This window comes from Streptomyces cacaoi (genome assembly GCF_006539165.1).
Classification (GTDB): domain Bacteria; phylum Actinomycetota; class Actinomycetes; order Streptomycetales; family Streptomycetaceae; genus Streptomyces; species Streptomyces cacaoi.
In genome coordinates this window covers 116,513-135,007 of the sequence record NZ_BJMM01000019.1, presented here as the reverse complement: position 1 = coordinate 135,007, position 18,495 = coordinate 116,513, and the positions used below count along the sequence as shown (strand labels likewise).

General features: G+C 75.5%; 15 protein-coding genes and 1 pseudogene. 6 read left to right on the top strand and 10 right to left on the bottom strand.

What is annotated here, in order from left to right:
* Positions 1-111 precede the first annotated feature (111 nt).
* A pseudogene (locus SCA03_RS19035) lies at positions 112-983 on the bottom strand (APH(3'') family aminoglycoside O-phosphotransferase).
* 200 nt (positions 984-1,183) lie between these two features.
* Positions 1,184-1,408, bottom strand: coding sequence for a hypothetical protein (locus tag SCA03_RS19030; protein ID WP_037852002.1), 225 nt, complete (start codon positions 1,406-1,408; stop codon positions 1,184-1,186).
* A 323-nt stretch (positions 1,409-1,731) separates the two neighbouring features.
* Between SCA03_RS19030 and SCA03_RS19025 the strand changes: the two genes are divergently transcribed.
* The 4 genes from SCA03_RS19025 to SCA03_RS37270 all read left to right on the top strand — a co-directional run bounded on the left by SCA03_RS19025 (position 1,732) and on the right by SCA03_RS37270 (position 4,734).
* Positions 1,732-2,604: an SDR family oxidoreductase gene (locus tag SCA03_RS19025; protein ID WP_030891591.1), complete on the top strand. Its 873-nt coding sequence runs from the start codon at positions 1,732-1,734 to the stop codon at positions 2,602-2,604.
* A gap of 224 nt (positions 2,605-2,828) precedes the next feature.
* On the top strand, positions 2,829-3,416 hold the full coding sequence (locus tag SCA03_RS19020) for a hemerythrin domain-containing protein (protein WP_086815716.1): 588 nt from the start codon (positions 2,829-2,831) through the stop codon (positions 3,414-3,416).
* Positions 3,417-3,605: 189 nt separating this feature from the next.
* Positions 3,606-4,274 carry a HemK2/MTQ2 family protein methyltransferase gene (locus SCA03_RS19015; RefSeq protein WP_030891587.1) on the top strand — a complete coding sequence of 223 codons (669 nt, stop codon included), beginning with the start codon at positions 3,606-3,608 and terminating at the stop codon, positions 4,272-4,274.
* Positions 4,255-4,734 (top strand): CDGSH iron-sulfur domain-containing protein, encoded by a 480-nt coding sequence (locus SCA03_RS37270; RefSeq protein ID WP_371863959.1) that lies wholly within the window; start codon positions 4,255-4,257, stop codon positions 4,732-4,734. Before SCA03_RS19015 ends, SCA03_RS37270 begins: the two co-directional genes overlap by 20 nt.
* A 40-nt stretch (positions 4,735-4,774) precedes the next feature.
* Here SCA03_RS37270 and SCA03_RS19005 read toward each other — a convergent pair whose 3' ends face one another.
* From SCA03_RS19005 to SCA03_RS18990, 4 genes are all read right to left on the bottom strand, one after another.
* On the bottom strand, positions 4,775-5,812 hold the full coding sequence (locus SCA03_RS19005) for an iron-containing redox enzyme family protein (RefSeq protein ID WP_086815723.1): 1,038 nt from the start codon (positions 5,810-5,812) through the stop codon (positions 4,775-4,777).
* A gap of 318 nt (positions 5,813-6,130) precedes the next feature.
* Positions 6,131-7,318 (bottom strand): carboxylate-amine ligase, encoded by a 1,188-nt coding sequence (locus SCA03_RS19000; protein ID WP_086815718.1) that lies wholly within the window; start codon positions 7,316-7,318, stop codon positions 6,131-6,133.
* 198 nt (positions 7,319-7,516) lie between these two features.
* Positions 7,517-9,622 (bottom strand): FUSC family protein, encoded by a 2,106-nt coding sequence (locus tag SCA03_RS18995; RefSeq protein ID WP_230988807.1) that lies wholly within the window; start codon positions 9,620-9,622, stop codon positions 7,517-7,519.
* A 332-nt stretch (positions 9,623-9,954) separates the two neighbouring features.
* A complete protein-coding gene (locus SCA03_RS18990; protein WP_030891571.1) occupies positions 9,955-10,143 on the bottom strand; it encodes a hypothetical protein in 189 nt (62 codons plus the stop codon).
* A gap of 486 nt (positions 10,144-10,629) precedes the next feature.
* Between SCA03_RS18990 and SCA03_RS18985 the strand changes: the two genes are divergently transcribed.
* Both SCA03_RS18985 and SCA03_RS18980 read left to right on the top strand, forming a co-directional pair.
* Positions 10,630-12,489, top strand: coding sequence for a glycoside hydrolase family 35 protein (locus SCA03_RS18985; protein WP_086814573.1), 1,860 nt, complete (start codon positions 10,630-10,632; stop codon positions 12,487-12,489).
* Between the two features lie 182 nt (positions 12,490-12,671).
* On the top strand, positions 12,672-13,811 hold the full coding sequence (locus SCA03_RS18980; RefSeq protein WP_078875197.1) for a chitinase: 1,140 nt from the start codon (positions 12,672-12,674) through the stop codon (positions 13,809-13,811).
* Here SCA03_RS18980 and SCA03_RS18975 read toward each other — a convergent pair.
* The 4 genes from SCA03_RS18975 to SCA03_RS18960 all read right to left on the bottom strand — a co-directional run bounded on the left by SCA03_RS18975 (position 13,789) and on the right by SCA03_RS18960 (position 18,399).
* The gene (locus SCA03_RS18975) at positions 13,789-14,520 is read right to left on the bottom strand and encodes an HAD-IA family hydrolase (RefSeq protein WP_037867248.1); all 732 of its coding nucleotides are present in this window, start codon (positions 14,518-14,520) and stop codon (positions 13,789-13,791) included. The two genes, SCA03_RS18980 and SCA03_RS18975, sit on opposite strands and share 23 nt — an antisense overlap.
* A gap of 96 nt (positions 14,521-14,616) precedes the next feature.
* Positions 14,617-16,815: an MGH1-like glycoside hydrolase domain-containing protein gene (locus SCA03_RS18970; RefSeq protein ID WP_086814574.1), complete on the bottom strand. Its 2,199-nt coding sequence runs from the start codon at positions 16,813-16,815 to the stop codon at positions 14,617-14,619.
* A gap of 227 nt (positions 16,816-17,042) precedes the next feature.
* On the bottom strand, positions 17,043-17,927 hold the full coding sequence (locus tag SCA03_RS18965) for a SigB/SigF/SigG family RNA polymerase sigma factor (RefSeq protein ID WP_086814575.1): 885 nt from the start codon (positions 17,925-17,927) through the stop codon (positions 17,043-17,045).
* 211 nt (positions 17,928-18,138) lie between these two features.
* Positions 18,139-18,399, bottom strand: a complete 261-nt coding sequence (locus SCA03_RS18960) for a DUF6480 family protein (protein ID WP_086814576.1) — start codon at positions 18,397-18,399, stop codon at positions 18,139-18,141.
* Between the last annotated feature and the right edge of the window lie 96 nt (positions 18,400-18,495).

Genomic DNA, 18,495 nt, shown 5'->3' with positions numbered 1-18,495 from the left:
GGCCGTCAGCGGCCCCCTCGGCGCCCCCTTCGGCGCGCCTCCCTTCGGCGTCCGGCCGGCGTCCGGCCGATGCCCGGTCGGCGCCTCGTCGGTGCCTGGTCGGCGGCGCGGTCAGCCCCAGGTCAGCGGGTCGAGGTGGAGATAGAAGCGGAGCCGGTCCCGGTCGGGCGAGCAGTGCTCGGCGAGGACGCGGTCGGCGTGCGCGCCGTCGTCACCGGTCCAGGTCTCCTCCGCACTGGCGCGCAGCAGGGCCAGCGGTCGGCGACGCCGAGGCGGCCCAGGTCGATGACGCCCGTGCACAGCGAAGTGTCCGGATCCACCAGGAAGTTGGGCAGACAGGCGTCCCCGTGGCAGACCGCCAGGTCGGCCTCCTCCTGCGCGAGGCGGGCGGGCAGCTCGGCGCGGAGGTCCGCCAGCAGCGTCGCGGCCGGGACGCCCCGCTGCTCCTCGGCCAGGAAGGCCGGTTCGACGGCGCCCCGGCGCACGACGTCCTCGGCCACCCGGACCATGGTCTCCAGCCGCCGCTCGAACGGGCAGTCTCCCGGCGGGAGTTCGTGGATGCGGCGCAGCAGGCGCACCAGCGCGGGCCAGGCCGCGCGCAGGGCGCCGGAGGTGAGGGTGTCGGCCGGAACGCCGGGGACGGTCGAGGTCACCAGACAGGCACCCGCCTCGCGGGAGGCCCACTCCAGCACCTCGGGCCCCGGGATCCCCGTCCCCGCGAGCCAGGCGACCCGGTCCCGCTCCGCGCCCAGACCCGAACTCCTCTCCGGTGGGACGCACTTGGCGTAGGCCGCACCGTCCGAACGGCGGAAGACGGCGGCACCGGACTCCCCGGCCGCGACAGCGTCCCACTCCCGCCCGCTCCCGCCCGACCCCGGCAGCAACGACCGGAGCACGTGGTGCGGGGATGTCGGCGCAGACGGGGACGTCGGTGCGGACGGGGCCGGGGACGGGCTGTGCGCGGAAGGGTGTGGCTGCGTCATGCCGTCCAGGAAACCGCAGTTGCCCACGGCGGGGCTTCCGGACGCTTCCGGGCACGCACGGCGAGGGGCGACCGTCCGGCGGGGACGCTCGTCCGGCGGGGCCCGGTCAGAGGCAGGGCACGGGCGGGGGAATGGGCGGGCCGGTGCCGGGGCCTCGGGGCGGCGGGCCGGCACCGGCCCGGGTACATGAGGGTGCGCGGTCACCGCCCGGAGGTGTCCGCCGCTCCCCCTTCGCCCGAGGTGCCCTCGGACCCGGCGCCCTCCGTGCCCTCCTGGAAGTCCTCGGGCTGGACGCCGGCTTCTTCGAACGCCTCCCTCAGGGTCGCGCCGGAGTGGATGTGCGGCTGTTCTTCGGGGGATTCGGGGCGCATGACCACCTCGTCGGTGGACGCGGTCTTCTCACGGCTCTCTTCCGGAACAGTCATGATCGCTTTCCTTTAGGGGTCCGCCCGGCCGCGCCCCGCACCGCCGCAGCGGACACGGGGCCACGGCCGGACTCCGCTCACGCTCCCGGGTTCCCGGTACGCCCCAGCCGAACCGTCCGCACCACACCGGCCCCGTCGGCCCCGCCGCAGGTTAGGCCCCCGGGTGCACCGGCCACTCGTCCGGCAGGCCGGGAAGCGCCCGGCCGGACACGTTCCGCGAGGAGGTGCCTGCGGTGCGGCACGACGCAGCACGCCGGAAGGACGACCGGCAGGACGACCGGCACGACGACGGACAGGGCGGCGGGGACACGGCCGTTCCGCAGATCGACGCCGAGCCGGTCCCGCCCTTCGAGAAGCAGAAGCAGGACCCGCCGGGGCTGGAGTCCGAGATGTCCCCGCGCCCCCGGTACCTGGCCGAGCGCTACCGCCCGGCGGACAAGCTCGCCGGCAAGGTGGCGCTGATCACCGGCGGCGACTCGGGCATCGGGCGGGCCGTCGCGCTGCTGTACGCGCGCGAAGGCGCCGACGTGGCGCTGGTGTACCTGCCCTACGAGCAGTCCGACGCCGAGGAGGCGCGCGCGGCCGTCGAGGAGCAGGGGCGCAGGTGCCTGCTGCTGCCGGGCGATCTCCAGGACGAGGACTTCTGCCGCGACGCCGTCGAGCGGACGGTGCGGGAGCTGGGCGGGCTCAACATCCTGGTGAACAACGCCGCCTACCTCAACAGCAAGATGGCGCTGGACCAGCTCACCTCGGCCGACTGGGACCGCACCTTCAAGACCAACGTCTACTCGTGCTTCCACCTGGTGGTGGCCGCCCTCCCGCATCTGGACCCGGGTGACTCGATCATCGCGACCGCCTCCGAGGAGGGCCTCAAGGGCAGCACCACGATGATCGACTACGCCGCTTCGAAGGCCGCGTTGATCACCTTCATCAAGTCCATCGCCCCCGATCTGGCCGCGGACGGCATCCGCGCCAACGTCGTGGCGCCCGGCCCCACCTGGACCGTGCTGAACGTCGCCGACCAGCACATGCCGCTGGAGGGCCTCGCACAGGTCGGCAGCAACGCCTCGGAGGGCCGCCCCGCGCAGCCGGAGGAGATCGCCCCGGCCTATGTCCATCTGGCCTCGGACCCCGACTCCAGCTACACGACCGGCGAGGTGCTCGCCGTCACCGGCGGACTCACCAACACCCGCTGACCGCCCGTGCGTCGGGCGGCCGAGGAGCGCCCGGTTTGCCCGCGCCCCGTGCGGCCACCCGCACGAGGCACACGATCCGCACCGACAGCCCGCATCGAACCGACAGCCCGAACACCGACACCCCGAACCGACAGCCCGAAGCGACACCCCGGACCGACAGCCCGAACCGACAGCCCGTACCGAAAGACCGCACCGACAGTCCGCACCGACAGGAGGACAGTGCCGTGAGCAACGCAGTGACGGAACGCGCAGAGGCGGCGAAGCTCCCGCAGGGGGACGTCACCGCCGTCCTGCTGACCCAGCACGCCCGGATCCGCGACCTGTTCACCGAGGTGCGGCAGGCGCAGGGCGAGCACCGCAAGAAGAAGTTCAACGAGCTGCGGGCGCTGCTCGCCGTGCACGAGACGGCCGAGGAGATGATCGTGCGTCCGGCCGCCAAGAAGGCCGCGGGCGAGGAGGAGGTCCGGGCGCGCAACGCCGAGGAGGACGAGGCCAACCACATCCTGGCCGAGCTGGAGGACATGGACGTCGGCAGCCCGGTGTTCGTCACCAAGCTCATGGAGTTCGAACACGCCGTCTCCGACCACGCCGAGCACGAGGAGCGCGAGGAGTTCCCCGCGCTGCGTCGCTCCTGCTCGGACGAGCACCTCCAGAGCATGGGCAGGCGGCTGCTGCGGGTGGAGAAGGCCGCGCCGACCCATCCGCACCCCGGCGCCGCGGGCTCGACGGCGGCCCAGTGGACGGTCGGCCCGTTCGCGGCTCTCGTGGACCGGGTGAAGGACACCATCGACCGCGACGAACGGCCCTCCTGAGCACCCCCTGCCCGACACCTCTCGGCCCTGCCCGACACTGCCCGGCAGTTCCCGGCGCTGCCCCGGCGCTGCCCCGGCGCTGACCCGGCGCTGACCGGTGCTGCCCCGGCCCCTCGCGGCCGGTGTGCCGAGCGGCGCCCGGGTCCGGGCCGGCCGTTTGGTTCCGTCGGCGCATGGAACCCCGGGGGTGTGCGACTTCTACGGCTTCCCGGGGTCTACCGGCCCCGGGGCGACACCGAACTGCTGCGCCAGGCGCTGTGTGCCGTGTCCGTCCCGCCCGGTGCGCGGATGCTGGACGTGTGCACCGGCACCGGCCTGATCGCCCTGACGGGAGCACGGCTCGGCGCCGCCGAGGTGCACGCCGTCGACATCTCGGCACGGGCCGTGCTCACCGCGCGCTGGAACGGGTGGCTGCACCGGGCGCCCGTCCGGGCCCACCGCGCCGATCTGCTCCCCCGCGCCGCGGGCCGCTTCGACCTGGTCACGGCCAATCCGCCGTATGTGCCGTATGTGCCGTCGTGCGGCCGGGGCGGGACCCGGCGGACCCGGACCGTGGACGCCGGACCGGACGGCAGACGGTATCTGGACCGGTTGTGCGAGGCGGCACCGCGGCTGCTCGCCCCGGACGGTGTCCTGCTCGTCGTGCACTCGGCGCTGTGCGGCACGGAACGCACCGTCGAACTGCTGCACAAGGCCGGGCTGAAGGCGGCGGTGGTGGCCCGCAGGGTCCAGCCGTTCGGCTCGGTGCTGCACGAACGCGCGGCCTGGCTGGAGGAGCAGGGGCTCATCACGCCCGCCGAACGGCGCTCGGCACACGACGAACTGGTGGTGATCCGCGGTGACCTCCCCACCCGGTGACGGTACGGCGCCCGAGACCGGGGCCGGGGCCGGAGCGGACGCCCGGGCCGGGGCCGGAGCGGACGCCCGGACGGAATCCGACGGCCGGACGGAACCCGAGACCCGGACGGAGCCCGACGGCCGGACGGAGCCTCGGGCCGGGGCCGGGCCCGAGGCGGTGGCCGACGCGGACGCCGAGGCCGAAGAGGGCGCCGAAAGGGGCGCCGGAGGGGGCGCCGGAGGGGGCGCCGAGGGTGGCCGGGACCCGCGACGGGTGCTGGTCGACCCGGCGGGGCCCGTGCTGGTCGAGGGACCCGTCGAGGTGGAGCTGCCGGACGGGAGCACGGCCTGCTCCGACCGCTTCATGGTGGCGCTGTGCACCTGCCGCCGGAGCCGCACCCAGCCCTGGTGCGACAGCAGCCACCGGCGCCGCACCCCGCCCGGCCGGGGCTCCCCGGGGTCCGGCCCGCACAGCGGCTGACGGCGCGCACAGCGGCTGACGGCGCGCCCCGGAGCGGGCTTCACTCCGGGAGCGGGCGGCGCAGTGAGGTGGTGCCGGCGTCCCAGGCCGTCTCCAGGTGGCGGCTCAGCCGGTCCTCCAGCAGGCCGATGGCCTGGATGCCCAGCACGAGGTCCGCCGCGAGCGCGGGCTCCTGCTCCAGCAGCGCGGACACCACGTCGCGGCGCATCACCTGCTCGTGCACCGCGTCGGCCTCGATGTGCTCGGCGTAGAAGTGCACACACTCCTCGGGCGCGTCCAGCCGCCGCAGCGCGGCCGTCATCCGCCGGGCGCTGGAGGCGGTGGTCGTCTCGACGGCGGTGAAGTGGCCCACCAGCGCCCCGCGCCACCGGCGGTGCAGCCCGAACAGCGACGTCAGGTTGACGACGGCCAGCGCGGGCGCCGGCACGTCGTCGAGGTGGTGCAGATAGCCGCTGTCCAGCCCGGCCGCGGCCATGAGGTCGGCGAACAGCTGGGCGTGCACCCGCTCGGCGTGCCCGGCGCCGTACTCGTCGTACTCGACGGCGACGAGCCCCGCCTTGGGCCGGCCGTGCAGCCGGGGGACGGCCCACAGATACGGGTCCGCCTCCTTCATCTGGTAGACGGAGCGGTGCACGAAGTACTCCCTCATCTGCTGCCACGTCCCGCGCTCCGCGAGCCGCCGTGAGAGTCCCGCGCCCCCGGCCGGTTCGACGAGCAGCGCGCCCAGTTCCGCCGTCACGTCCGTGCCGCCCGCCACCTCGGAGCGGACCCGGTCGAGCAGCAGCCGCTCCAGCTCGCCGCGCAGCCGCAGCAGTTCCGGGTCCCACTCCCACTCGGGGTCGACGTCGCGCAGCCCGCGGTAGTGCAGCTCGTAGCAGAGCTGGAGGGCGAGCTGGACGTCCTCGCCGTACGGGTCGGCCCCGGCGAGGCCCGGCCAGGGGCTTCGGCCGGCCCGGGAGGTCCGTCCCGCGCCGGGCGGGGTGCGCAGGGCCGCCAGGAGCGCCTCCGTCAGCGCGCCGCGTGCTCCGGGCAGCGGTGCCTCCGCGCGGCCGGCGGTGCGGGTGAGGGTGCTGGTCACGGGTTCCTCCCGGGCGTCGTCGGTACGGCGGTCGGTCACGCGGTCACGCGGTCGGTCGGGCGGACGGGCAGTCGGCCGGTCGGTCGGGGAAGTCGGTCCGGGCGGCGGGCGGTTCTCGGGTGCCCGGCGCGGACGGGCGCTTCACGAGCGCCCGCGGGGAGGGGACGGGCACTGCACGGATGCCTGGTGGAGACAGGCGCCTCACGAGTGCCCGGCCGGGACAGGCGCAACACGGGTGCCCGGCGGGAGCCGGAGGGGCGGTTCGCGGGCGCCTGGTCAGGGGCAGGGCGCGGACAGGCACCCGGCGGAGACGGGCGGTTACGGCGGTCCGGCGGAGGCGGAGCCGGGGACGGGGCAGGAGACGGGGCGGGAGACGGGGTCGTGTGCGGCGGCCGCGCGCTGGCGGTGGGCGCCGGTGCCCGCGCGCAGCAGCCGGGCCAGCGCGGCCCGGGCCGGGGCGAGGTCCCCGGCCTGCTCCAGGGCGGGGGCGACCAGCGCGAACAGTTCACGGACCCGCTCGGTGGCGGGCATCCGACGCTGCTCGACGGGGTGGACGGCGGTGCCGGGCACCCCGTACCGGGCGGCCGACCAGAGCGCCGCCGCGGCGACCCGGTCGTCCACCGGCCGGGCCTCGTGTCCCTGCCGCACGGCAGTGAGCGCGGTACGGACGAGGGCCCGCGAGAGCGCCGCCTGGAGCACCGCGTCCTCGGTGCCGGGTACGGCGTCGGCGACGCGCAGCTCGACGGTCGGAAAGCGCTCGGAGGGGCGCACGAGCCAGAACGTCTGCCGGCGGTCGGCGAGCACCCCGCAGTCGACCAGCCGGTCGAGCGCCGCGTCGTACTCGGCGGCCGAGGCGCAGTACGGCGGCGTCCCGGAGACGGGGAAGCGCGACTTCAGCACCGCGCGCCAGCTGTCGTAGCCGGTGTCGCGGCCCTGGTGGAAGGGCGAGTTGGCGGACAGCGCCAGCAGCGTGGGCAGCCAGGGGCGCAGATGGTTGACCACGGCGACGGCCGTCTCCCGGTCGGGGACGCCGATGTGCACATGGCAGCCGCAGGAGACGTAGTCGCGTACCGCGCCCGCGTAGATCTCCGCCGTCCGCTGGTAGCGCTCGCCGGAGGTGAGCCGCAGACCGCTCACCGGGCCGGGCGGTGTGCCCGTGGACAGGAGCAGCAGACCGGAGCGCCGGGCCGCCGCCGCGAGGGCCCGCCGCGCCGCCCGCAGGTGGTCCCCCAGCTCGGACATGCCGGTGCACACGCCCGTGGCCGCCTCGACCTGGCAGGCCGGCAGCTCCCGCTGGAGCCGGACGCCCGGCGGCAGTCGCGGCCCGGCGGCAGCGGCCGCCAGCACCTCACCGGCCCGGGGTGCGAGCCGCCCGCCGGCCTCGGCCAGCAGGAACTCCTCCTCGACGCCGACGGTGCGCCCGTCGCCCGGGCCACCGCCGTCACAGGTCCCCGCACGCCCGTCCCAGGCCCCCGTACGCTGCGCGGGAGCCGCTGCCTCGGCCATGGCCGACACCTCCCGTCCACGGATCCGCCGGCACCGTCCGTGCTGTCCGTGCTGTCCCTGCTGTCCCTGCCGTCCTCCCCGGGTGGCCCGGCGGGCGGGGTACCAACCCTCGGGCCGCGGCGGAACACCGGCGGCCCCCGGCCGTCGGACCCGGAGGTCAGCCACCGCCCGGGCGGGACGCCGGTGTCCCGGCGGAGGTCAGCGCGGCCGGTCCCCGGCGGGGGAGGTGGCGCGCAGCCGGGCGTCGAGGGCGGTCAGGGACTTCTGGAGGCGGGGGCCGCTGTCGCGGCGGGGGCCATGGGTCTCCAGGCGGTGTGCGACGTCGGCGAGTTCGGCGGCGAGGCGGGCCGCCTGCTCGGGGGCGGGCGGCGCGGCCCCGTTGGCGATCCGCACGGAGCAGGCCGTCGCACTGTCGACGACGCTCTCGGCCGCGGCGAGCGCGGGCAGCAGCTCGTTCGCCCGGCCCCGCAGCGAGGGGAACTCGGCCGCCGCGGTGTCGGCCAGCACCCGGGCCTCGCCGAGCGCCCGGTAGGCCGCGCGGCGCAGGGCCCTGCGCTGTGCGTCCCCGGTGGACGGCGGGGTCCCGGCGGTGACGGGGGCGCCCGCGGCGGGCACGGGCGCGGGCGTGCGGGCGGCGAGGGCGCAGCGGACGTACTCCTCCGTGGTACGGACCGCGCCGGCGAAGCGGTGCCGTACCCGGGCGCCGGGCGCGAGCGCCAGCGTCAGATGCCCGGCGATCAGGACGATGCCGCAGGCCACGGCGGTGTGGGTGAGCCGCGCTCCGGCGGCCTGGGTGTCCCCGGCGGTGAAGACGAAGGAGAGCACCAGCACCGTGATGACGAAGGTCTGGAGCGCGAAGTGCCGGGTGGCGACGGGGATGAGGGCGCCCGTGGCGACGGCGACGGCGACGGGCCACCACGGGCCGGAGCACACCACCGTCAGCAGGCCGAAGCACAGCACGCCGAGCACGGTCCCGGCGAACCGGTTGACCGTGCGGGAGAAGAGCGGGCCCAGGTCCGGCTTGGCGAGGAAGGCCGCCGTCATCGGGATCCAGTACCAGTGCTCGGTGCTGAGCGGCTGTGCCACGGCGGCGCCGGTCGCGACGCAGACGGCGACCTGGAGCCCGTACTCGCGGCCCGCCGGACCGAACACGCCCCGCCGTCGGCCGCTGCGCCGCGGCTGCGGACCGCCGGGCGGCCCGGCCGCTTCGAGGGGTTCGGCGGGCACGGTGTGCGGCTTGCCGGGTTCCGCCGGTGCGGTGCGTGCGAAGGTGCGGGCGGCCTCCAGCAGAGCGCGGTCGAAGGAGCTGCTGGCCGGGGTGGTGGAGGCGGGCGCCGGCAGGGCACCGGGCGGCTCGCCGGTGCGTACGGCCTCGGCGAGCCGGCGCGGTCCGCGTGCGAGGCGGGCGGGCAGCTGCCGGCCCTCGCACAGCAGCGCGACGGCGGCCTCGCACAGCGCGGCGGCGGTGGCGAGGCGTTCGCCGAGCACGGCGCCGTGCCGGTCGGACCGGCGGCGGGGATGCAGGAAGCGGCGCATGGCGAGCGCCTCGTCGGCGCGGTCGAGGGCCGCCGTCAGCCGGCGGCGGGCACCGACGGCGCCGGGCCGGCCGACGGCTTCCAGCGCGTCCGCGAGCGCGTCGTAGACCTGGGCGACGGCGGCGCGTTCCCCGTCGAGGGGGCCGCCGCGCCGGCGCAGGGGGCGCAGCGCGAGCCGGAGCAGCAGCAGCCAGGCCGCTCCGCCGAGGAAGCAGCCGGCCTTGAACCAGGGGGTGCCGGGCAGCGGCATACCGGCGCTCACCGTCATCATCACCAGCAGCTGCATGGCGGCGGCGGACAGCACGGGCCCGGTGACGCTCACGGCGCCGGAGACCAGCCCGACCGCGAACAGCAGCGGCACTGCCCACCAGGCGGACGGCACCAGCAGGCTGAAGACGGAGCCGACGAGCACGCCGGTGGCGCCGGCGAAGGCGGGGACCCCGATGTGTGCGATGCCGGTGCGCCGGGTGCCGGGCCGGTCGTTGACGCCGGCCAGCATGGCGCCGACCCCGGCCATCACCCCGGCGCCGCCGTGCCCGGTGGCCACCGAGACGCCCAGCAGCGGGCCGGCGCCCAGCGCGCCGCGCAGCACCGCCGGCCACGGCACGGGCGTCCGCTGCCAGCGGAAGGGGTGGCGCACCCAGGGGGGCGCGATGGCCCACAGCGTGCCGAGCGCGGAGCCGAGGGCGGCGCACCGGGCACGGAGTGTGCGTCCGGCGTCGCGGGAGCTTCGGCCTGCGGGGGTGCGGGGGCGGTCGGTGCGGGGCACGGGCCTCCTCTACGGACGGTACGAGGGGGTCATGCGGACGCCAGTGGCCGACGATCTCGCTCCAGCGTACGGCCCCGCCCGAGGTCCCCGCCGCCGCACGGTCCCGCCCCGCACCCCGCCCTCGCACCCCCTGTCCGCTCGGTTCCGCGCACGGTCCCGCCGCCGCCGGACACACCGCCGCCCGCGGCGCCGGGCTCCCCTGGCGGGGGCCGGGCGACGCGGGCGGTGGGCCCGTGCGGTGCGGCGGGCGTTCCGGTGGGTGCTCCGGAGGCGTCCCGGCGCGGTGCCGGTCCGGTTCCGGAAGGGTTACCGGTGTGTTCGTGGGGCGGAGGTCAGGGAGCCGGCTTGCGGGGCGCGGCCGGACGCGGCGCCGCCCCGCCCTTGACCGATGCCACCGCCTCTTCCGACTCCTGCATGACGCGCTCGGCGACCGTCCGCACGTCGGTGGGTACGTCTCCGAGTTCCTCCAGCAGCTCCTCGTAGATCGGTGGGTGTTCGGACTGTGTGGGGGCTGTGTTCATCTGCCTATCCTTCGTACTCCTGACCGTGGACACGCCGTCGGCCGGGCGCACAGGCTACACATACGTGCAGAGGTGATCACCACCCCGGGCCCCCCGATCCACCGACGAGAAGGCTTCGACCTGCGGTTTCCCGCCGGCTGACGGTCACTCGGAGTTGTGGAGACGGCCACGGGAACGGCTCGGTGCACAGGCCGCGGACGGGTGCGCAACGGAAAGAGCGGGCAGCTACGGGCGATCGGTGCGTACCGGGGCACCCGGCGCCGGGAGCGCGCGCTGTCCGGGCCGGGCGCCGGTGCGTACGCTCGTCTCCCAACCGGCGGAGATCACCGCCGAGTTGCCGGGCCGCGCCTCCACATCGCGCGCCCCGCGCACGCCCCCGCACACGTACCGCCACACCCGCAACACCCGCACCGCACGCACCGCACGCACCGCACGCACCGAACAGACCGCACACACCGCACGCACCGCACCAGGAGACGCACGCACATGCTCAGCTACGACGAGACGGGCTTCCGCCGCGACGGCGCCCCGCACCGGGTCATATCCGGTGGCCTGCACTACTTCCGGGTCCACCCCGGCCTGTGGGAGGACCGGCTGCGCCGGCTGCGCGCGCTGGGCGTCAACACCGTGGACACCTACGTCCCGTGGAACTTCCACGAGACGGCCCCGGGGCGGGCCGACTTCACCGGCCCGCGCGATCTGGCCGGATTCTGCGGTCTGGCACGGGAGTGCGGGCTGGATGTGATCGTCCGGCCCGGTCCGTACATCTGCGCGGAGTGGGAGTTCGGCGGCCTGCCGGCACGGCTGCTGGCGGACGGGGAGATGCGGCTGCGGACGGCCGATCCGCGCTATCTGGCCGAGGTGGACGGCTGGTTCGACGCGCTGGTGCCCGAGCTGCTGCCGCTGCTGGCGAGCCGCGGCGGCCCCGTGGTCGCGGTGCAGATCGAGAACGAGTACGGCAGCTTCGGCAACGATTCCGCATACCGGGCGCACATCGAGGAGGCGCTGCTCACACGGGGCGTGGACGTGCTCATGTTCACGGCGGACGGCGCGGAGGACGCCATGCAGCAGGGCGGCGGGGTCGCCGGGCGGCTGGCGACGGCCACGTTCGGCTCCCGGCCGAAGGAGCGGCTGGCCACGCTGCGCCGGTACCAGACGTCGGGCCCGCTGACGGCGATGGAGTTCTGGATCGGCTGGTTCGACCACTGGGGCGAGCAGCACCATGTGCGCGACCCCGAGGAGGCGGCGGCCGAGCTGGACGAGCTGCTGGCCTCGGGCGCCTCGGTCAATCTGTACATGGCGCACGGCGGCACCAACTTCGGCTGGTGGGCGGGGGCCAACCACACCGGGCAGCGCCCCTTCGACGCGGGCTACCAGCCGACCGCCACGAGCTACGACTACGACGCACCGATCGGCGAGGCCGGTGAACTGACGCCGAAGTTCCACGCGTTCCGGGAGGTGATCGGCCGCTACACCGCGCTGCCGCGGGACCCGCTGCCGCCGCTGCCCCCGCGCCTGGCACCGGGCACGGCCGCCGGCGCCGGGTCGGTCGCACTGCTGGACGCGCTGGACGTGCTGGGCGCACCGGTGGCCGACAGCGCCCCGCTGTCGATGGAACGCCTCGGCCAGGCGCACGGCCTGGTGCACTACCGGACGCGGATCACCGGGCCGCGCCCCGCCATGCCGCTGCGGATCGACGGGCTGGGCGACCGCGCGCACGTCTTCGTGGACGGCGTCCCGCTGGGCACGCTGGACAGGAACGCACCGGGCGAGGGGCTGCCGCTGGCCGTCGGGCCGGACGGTGCGGTGCTCGACATCGTCGTACGGGCGTGGGGGCGGGTGAACTACGGGCCGCTGCTGGACGACCGCAAGGGCATCTGGCGTGCGGTGCACCACGGCCACCAGCAGCTCCTCGGCTGGGAGAGCCGCCCCCTGCCGCTGGACGACCTCGCACGGCTGCCCTGGCGGGCGGACGGGTCGCGCGCCCCGGGGCCGTCCTTCCACCGGTTCCGGCTCGACACCGGGTCAGCGGACGCGGGCGGCGCGGGCAACGCGGGCGCTCCGGCCGACGGTTTCCTGGCGCTGCCCGGCTGGACGAGTGGGCTGCTGTGGCTGAACGGCTTTCTGCTCGGGCACTACGACACGGCACGCGGGCCGCAGCAGACGCTGTACGCGCCGTCGCCGCTGTGGCGGGGCGGCGGGGCCGACGGGGACAGCGGGGCCGACGGGCGCGACGGCTCGGCGTGCAACGAGATCGTGGTGCTGGAGATGGCGGAGCCCGGCGAGCGCGTGGAGCTCCGTGACGAGCCCGACCTCGGTCCGCGTGCGGCGGCGCCGGAGGTCTGAGGCGGCCCCGGCCCCGGAAGCCCGGGCAACTCGCCGTGCGGGCGGGCCCGTCGGCGGTGCGGCACCCGTTGACGAAAGGTCTGGACCTTTCTATCTTGCTGGCTGCACGCGCGAACCGCTCAACCCACCGCCCGCCCCCGCAGGCCGGGGGCGGGCGCCCCCACGGCGAGAAGGAGCGCGCCATGTCCGAACCGGCCCGCCCGGCAAGCGGAGGTCCCCTCCGAAGACTGCTCACCCGCGTCCGTGTACCGGGCCTGCTCGGCACCGGGCTCGTACTGGCCTGCGCCGCACAGCTCCTGACCGCGGCGCCCGCGCCGGCCGACCCCGCCGGGTCCGCCGGACGCGCCGTGCACGGGCCGCGCGCCGGGACCTGCGCGCAGAAACCCAAGCCGGAGGGCAAGGTCCTCCAGGGCTACTGGGAGAACTGGGACGGCGCGTCCAACGGCGTGCACCCGCCGTTCGGCTGGACGCCCGTCACCGACAGCCGGATCCGGCAGCACGGCTACAACGTCCTCAACGCGGCCTTCCCGGTGATCCGTTCGGACGGCACCGTGCTGTGGGAGGACGGCATGGACTCCACGGTGAAGGTCCCCACCCCCGAGGAGATGTGCCAGGCCAAGGCGGACGGCGCCACCCTCCTGATGTCCATCGGGGGCGCCTCGGCCGGCATCGACCTGAGTTCCCGCGCGGTCGCCGACCGGTTCGTCGAGACGATCGTGCCGATCCTGAAGAAGTACAACTTCGACGGCATCGACATCGACATCGAGTCCGGGCTCTCCGGCAGCGGCGACATCGACACCCTCTCCGCCTCCCAGGAGAACCTCATCCACATCATCGACGGGGTGCTGGAGCGGATGCCGGCGGGCTTCGGGCTGACGATGGCGCCGGAGACCGCCTACGTCACCGGCGGCAGCGTCACCTACGGCTCCATCTGGGGCGCCTATCTGCCGATCGTGAAGAAGTACGCCGACAACGGCCGGCTGTGGTGGCTGAACATGCAGTACTACAACGGCAGCATGTACGGCTGCTCCGGCGACAGTTACTCCGCCGGCACGGTCGAGGGCTTCACCCGGCAGACCGACTGCCTCGACAAGGGCCTCGTCGTCCAGGGCACCACGATCCGGGTGCCCTACGACAAGCAGGTGCCCGGACTGCCCGCCCAACCCGGCGCGGGCGGCGGCCACATGGGCCCGGACCTGGTCGCGCAGGCGTGGAACCACTACGACGGCGCGCTCAAGGGCCTGATGACCTGGTCGCTCAACTGGGACGGCGCGAAGAACTGGACGTTCGGCGACAACGTCAAGGCGCTCCAGGGGCGTTGACGGCTCCGGCCTCGCCCGGGCTCCCGGGCAGCGCCAGCAGTCCGGCCGCGACCTCCGGCAGGTCGCGGCCGGTGACATCGGGCCGGACGAACAGCTCCGCGCCGTGCCGGCCCTCCAGCCGCGCACACCAGCCGGCCGTCCACCCGGCCCGCTTGGCCCCGTGGCAGTCCCAGGCGTGCACCGCGACCAGCGCCGTGCGCGCGGCCGGGGTGCCCATCCGCTCCGCCGCGACCCGGTACACCTCCGGCGCGGGCTTCCACGTCCCGGTGTCGGCGGCGGTGACCAGCTCCCGCACATAGGGCGCCAGCTCGGCCCGCTCCAGGAACGCCCGCACCGTGGCCTCCTCCCCCACCGACAGACAGCCGACCCGCACCCCGGCCTCGTCCAGGGTGCGCAGCGCCTCCTGTGCGTCCGGGTGTGCGGGCAGCCCCTCGAAGCCTTCGAGGACGTGGTCGAGGGCGTCCTCGCTGGCCCGCTGCTCGGTCTCGACGCGCAGCGCCTGCCGGGCCGCCGTGCGGAAGTCGGGGCTGTCGCCGCTGAGCGCCAGCGCCATGCAGTCCCGCTGGAGCCGCAGGAACCAGGGCCGCAGCAGCCCGGTGAAGCCCACCTGGGCGAAGCGCGCCGACATCGGCGCGAGGTCCATCAGCGTCTCCAGGACGTCGAAGACGACGGCCTGCGGACGGACGGGCTGCGGCGCTGCCGGTTGCATGCGGGCTCCTCCCCGGTCGGGCACAGACCCTTCCAGCGTGCGCTTCCCCGGCCCCGGACGCGACCGGGGAAGCGCACCGGGGAAGCGCACGGGCCGCTACAGCAGGGGGAGCAGCAGCGAGGCCGTCCAGGAGAAGTTGCGCGCGTTGAGGCCGTCGCCGGAGCGCGGATCGTAGTTCTCCCGCAGCGGGTTGCGGTCCTGCGTCCCGGCGGCGTCCAGGAGACGGGAGGTCAGCGCGTCGGCGTCCCGCCCGTAGCCGTAGCGGCGCAGCCCCTCGATGGCGACGTACGCCTGGTCGATCCACACCGGGCCGCGCCAGTACTGCGTCGGGGCGAAGTACGGCGAGCTGACCGCGACCGTCGGCAGCGGCATCCGGGTGCCGAACTCGTCCGGAGCGACGAGCTTGCGCCGCATCGCGCGGGCCTGCTCCCGGCTCGCCGTGCCCGTCCACAGCGGGACGGCGCCCTCGATGCCCCGGCCGCGCGCGGTCAGCCGGGTGCCGTCCAGCGAGGTGTCGTAGTACCAGCCGGTGCGCGGGTCGTACATGGACTCGCGGACGGCGCGGTCCACCCACGCGGCCCGCTGCCGCCACCGGACGGCCTCGGCCGGGCGGCCCAGCCGGGCGGCGATCCGCGACAGATGGCGCTGGTCGGCGGCCAGATAGGCGTTGAGGTCGACGGACTCCTGGTTGATCGACCAGCCGGTGCGGCGGCCGGCGGAGTCCCGGTTCACCAGGGCCTCGGTGCCGCGCTCGGCGTCGAAGCGCGGCGCGTTGTCCATGCCGCTCTCCCAGGCGGCCGCCAGCCGGGCCTCCTCGGGGCTGTCGTTGGCCGGGTCGACGGTGCCGCCGTACTCGGCGAGGCCGTCGTGGTCGTGGTCCCGGTTGCGGTACCACCAGTCCCGGTAGGCGGTGAGCTTCGGGTACATCTCGCGCAGGAAGTCCCGGTCGCCGGTGGCCCGGTAGACCTCCCACACGGCCCAGGCGGCCATCGGCGGCTTGGAGTTGCGCTCGTTCCAGTTGATGCCGCCGTCGGCCGTGTCGTTGTAGAAGACGGCGTCGGGCACCATGCCGGCGTCCTGCGGGCGGCGGGGGTCGTCCCGGGTGATCTGGTGGTCGAACAGGGAGCGGATCTGGTCCTCGGCGAGCCCCGGTGCGAACCGGGCCGTGCCGACGGCCTGCTTCCAGGTGTCCCAGGCCCAGAATCCCCCGGCGAACCACTTGTCGGACAGCGACGGCGTCACCCCGTCGTGCTTCAGCCGGCCGGCGGCGCTGCGCCAGTTGGTGACCAGCGTCTCCACGGCCTTGACGGCGGTCCGGCGGCGCCCGGCCGGCACCCCATGGGTGGCCTTGCGGACGTAGCCGTCCCAGCGCCGCTGCCCCGCCGCCGCCACCGCGTCCGGGCGGGCCAGCGCCCGGCGGACCCGCGGCGCCTCGGCGCGCCGTTCGGCCGCGGTGAAGGTGTAGGACTCCGTCCAGTCCAGCGAGGTGCTGCGGCCCGGCCGCAGCCGCAGCGGGTGCGCCAGGTCGGTGCGGTAGCCGTCGCCGGAGACGCGGGTGCGGACGGGTTCGGCGTGCCGGACGGCGAAGCGTTCGGTGCCGTCGGTGAGGTAGTCGGAGGGCTCACGGACCCGGTCGAAGCCGACCGCCACCCCGGTACGGGTCTTCTCCAGCGAGGGCGCCGAGCGCATCGGCTCCTTGCGTGGCCGCAGCAGGGAGCCCGTCCAGCCGGCCTTCAGGGTGCGGGAGGCGCGGCCCTCGTTGGCGAGCCGGGCGCGGACCAGCGCAGTGCGGCCGGAGGCGTAGCGCAGCTCCAGGGTCAGGCGCAGCCCGCCGTCCAGCCGGTAGCTCTGGCGCAGCACGCCGGGGAGCGAGGTGAAGCGCGGCTTCCCCTCGCCGTCGAGGTCGAGCGGCTTGCCGTGCTCGGTCAGCCGGAGCCGGCTGAAGGTGTCGCTGAGCCACCACGGGTACTCCTGCGCGAGGTACAGCGGCCCGCTGAACCCGCCCCAGGTGGCGGGCCGGTCCTCCTCGGGCAGGGAGTAGGCGTGCCAGGCTCCCCGGTCGGCGAAGGTGGTGACCGGGTTGGTGTCCTTCTCCTGCTCGCCGCCCGGGTGGGCCGTGCCGGGGGTGCCCTCCAGGTCGAGGACGTCCGCGTACCGGTCGCGGGCGGAGCCCTGGGGCTGCGGCCGGCCGTCCCCGGTGGCGGTGCCGTCCGCCACGGCGGGCGCCGCGGGGACGAGGAGGGCCAGTGCCAGGGTCGCGGCGGTCAGCGCCGCGGCTCGTAGGGGCCGTCTCATGGGGTGTGACCACGCCTTTCGTGCGGCTCACCGATCAATGTCCGGTGCATTCAATCAGTGACACCACGGCATGCGGCACCCCTGTGAACGGGTTCGTTTCTTGTCGCCGGGGCGGTGGCCTGCGAGGGCGCGCGGTGGGCCTGCGGCAACCGGCGGCGGCCCGCGGTGACGTGCCGTGGCCTGCGGTAACCCACGGCCGCCCGCGGTGACTTGGGGCGGCCGGGCGGTCAGGCCGCCATCGGGCCCGCGCGTTCGGCCTCGCCCCCGCTCCCGTCGTCCCGCTCCTCGACCTCCTCCCGCACCCGGCGGCAGGCGGCTGCCAGCAGCCGGGAGACGTGCATCTGCGAGACGCCGAGCCTGCGGGCGATCTGGGACTGCGTCATCTCGCCGAAGAACCGCAGATACAGGATCTTCTGGTCGCGCTCGGGCAGCTGGCACAGGCTGGAGCGGACGGCCTCCCGGTCGACGACGTGGTCGTAGCCGGACTCGTCGGCGCTGAGCGTGTCCACCAGGCGGATCGCCCCGTCGTGCCCGCCGTCGGCTCCGCCGCCGTCCTCCGAGGCGGCGACGGGGGCGTCCAGCGACAGGGAGTGGAAGCACTGGAGGGCTTCGAGACCGGCCAGCGTGTCCTCCTCGGACAGCCCGGCGTGCGCGGCCAGTTCGGCGACCGTCGGTGAGCGGCCGGAGCAGGTCAGCTCCAGCTCCCGCAGGCTCGCGCGGACCCGGTTGCGCAGATCCTGCACGCGGCGGGGCACGTGCACCTCCCACATGTTGTCCCGGAAGTGCCGCTTGAGTTCGCCGTAGATCGTCGGGATGGCGAAGGTCTCGAAGGCGTTGCCCCGCCGCGGGTCGTAGCGCTCGACGGACTTGACCAGGGCCAGCGCGGCGACCTGCTCCAGGTCCTCCAGGGACTCGCCCCGGTTGCGGAACTTGCGGGCCAGCCGGTGCGCCATGGGCAGCCAGGCCGTGACGACGCCCTCCTGGAGCTGCCGCTTGTCGGGGCCGTCCGGCATGGTGGCCAGGGCCGCGAAGTCGGCCGCCGTGTCGGGGGCGTCGTGGTGGCTGTGCCGCCCGCGCTGCGGCGTATCGGTGTGCGGCTGCGTGGTACCCATCGGGGAACCTCCCGTGCGCGCTTTCCGAACGAAAGCCGGCGGTGCGGAACGGGACCGCACCAAGGGGCGCGCCTTCACCGTGACACACTCCTACGCCCCCGGCATCCGCGCAGCTCAGAGGCGGTGTGCGCGGGTGCGGGGGCGCCATCGGCCGGGCACGGGCGGTAGCGGCGCGGCGGCCTCGTGCCGGGGGCGGGCACGGACCGCGTGGCTACCCCAGCAGCTCCAGCAGCCAGCCGAGGAAGAGGACGACGAAGCAGGCGACGACCAGCCCGATGAGGATCACCGGCGTCCGGCTCCAGCCCTTCGTCGGGTTGTGGGTCTCCAGCGGCCCGGCGTCCGGGGTGCTGCCCTCGGCGGGCGGGGTCTCGCCGGGCGGCACTCCGCCGCCGCGCTCCAGGCCGGGCGTGCGCTCGGGATCCGGGTCGGGGTTGGGTTCTCTCGTCGTGGCCCTCGGGCTCGTTTCTCTCATGACCCTCGGGTGAACCCCGGGCCGCGCGCTCACACCTGCGGCGCCGGGCGGGCCGCGCACGGCGAGGGCCCGCCGCGCGGGGCGGCGGGCCCTCGC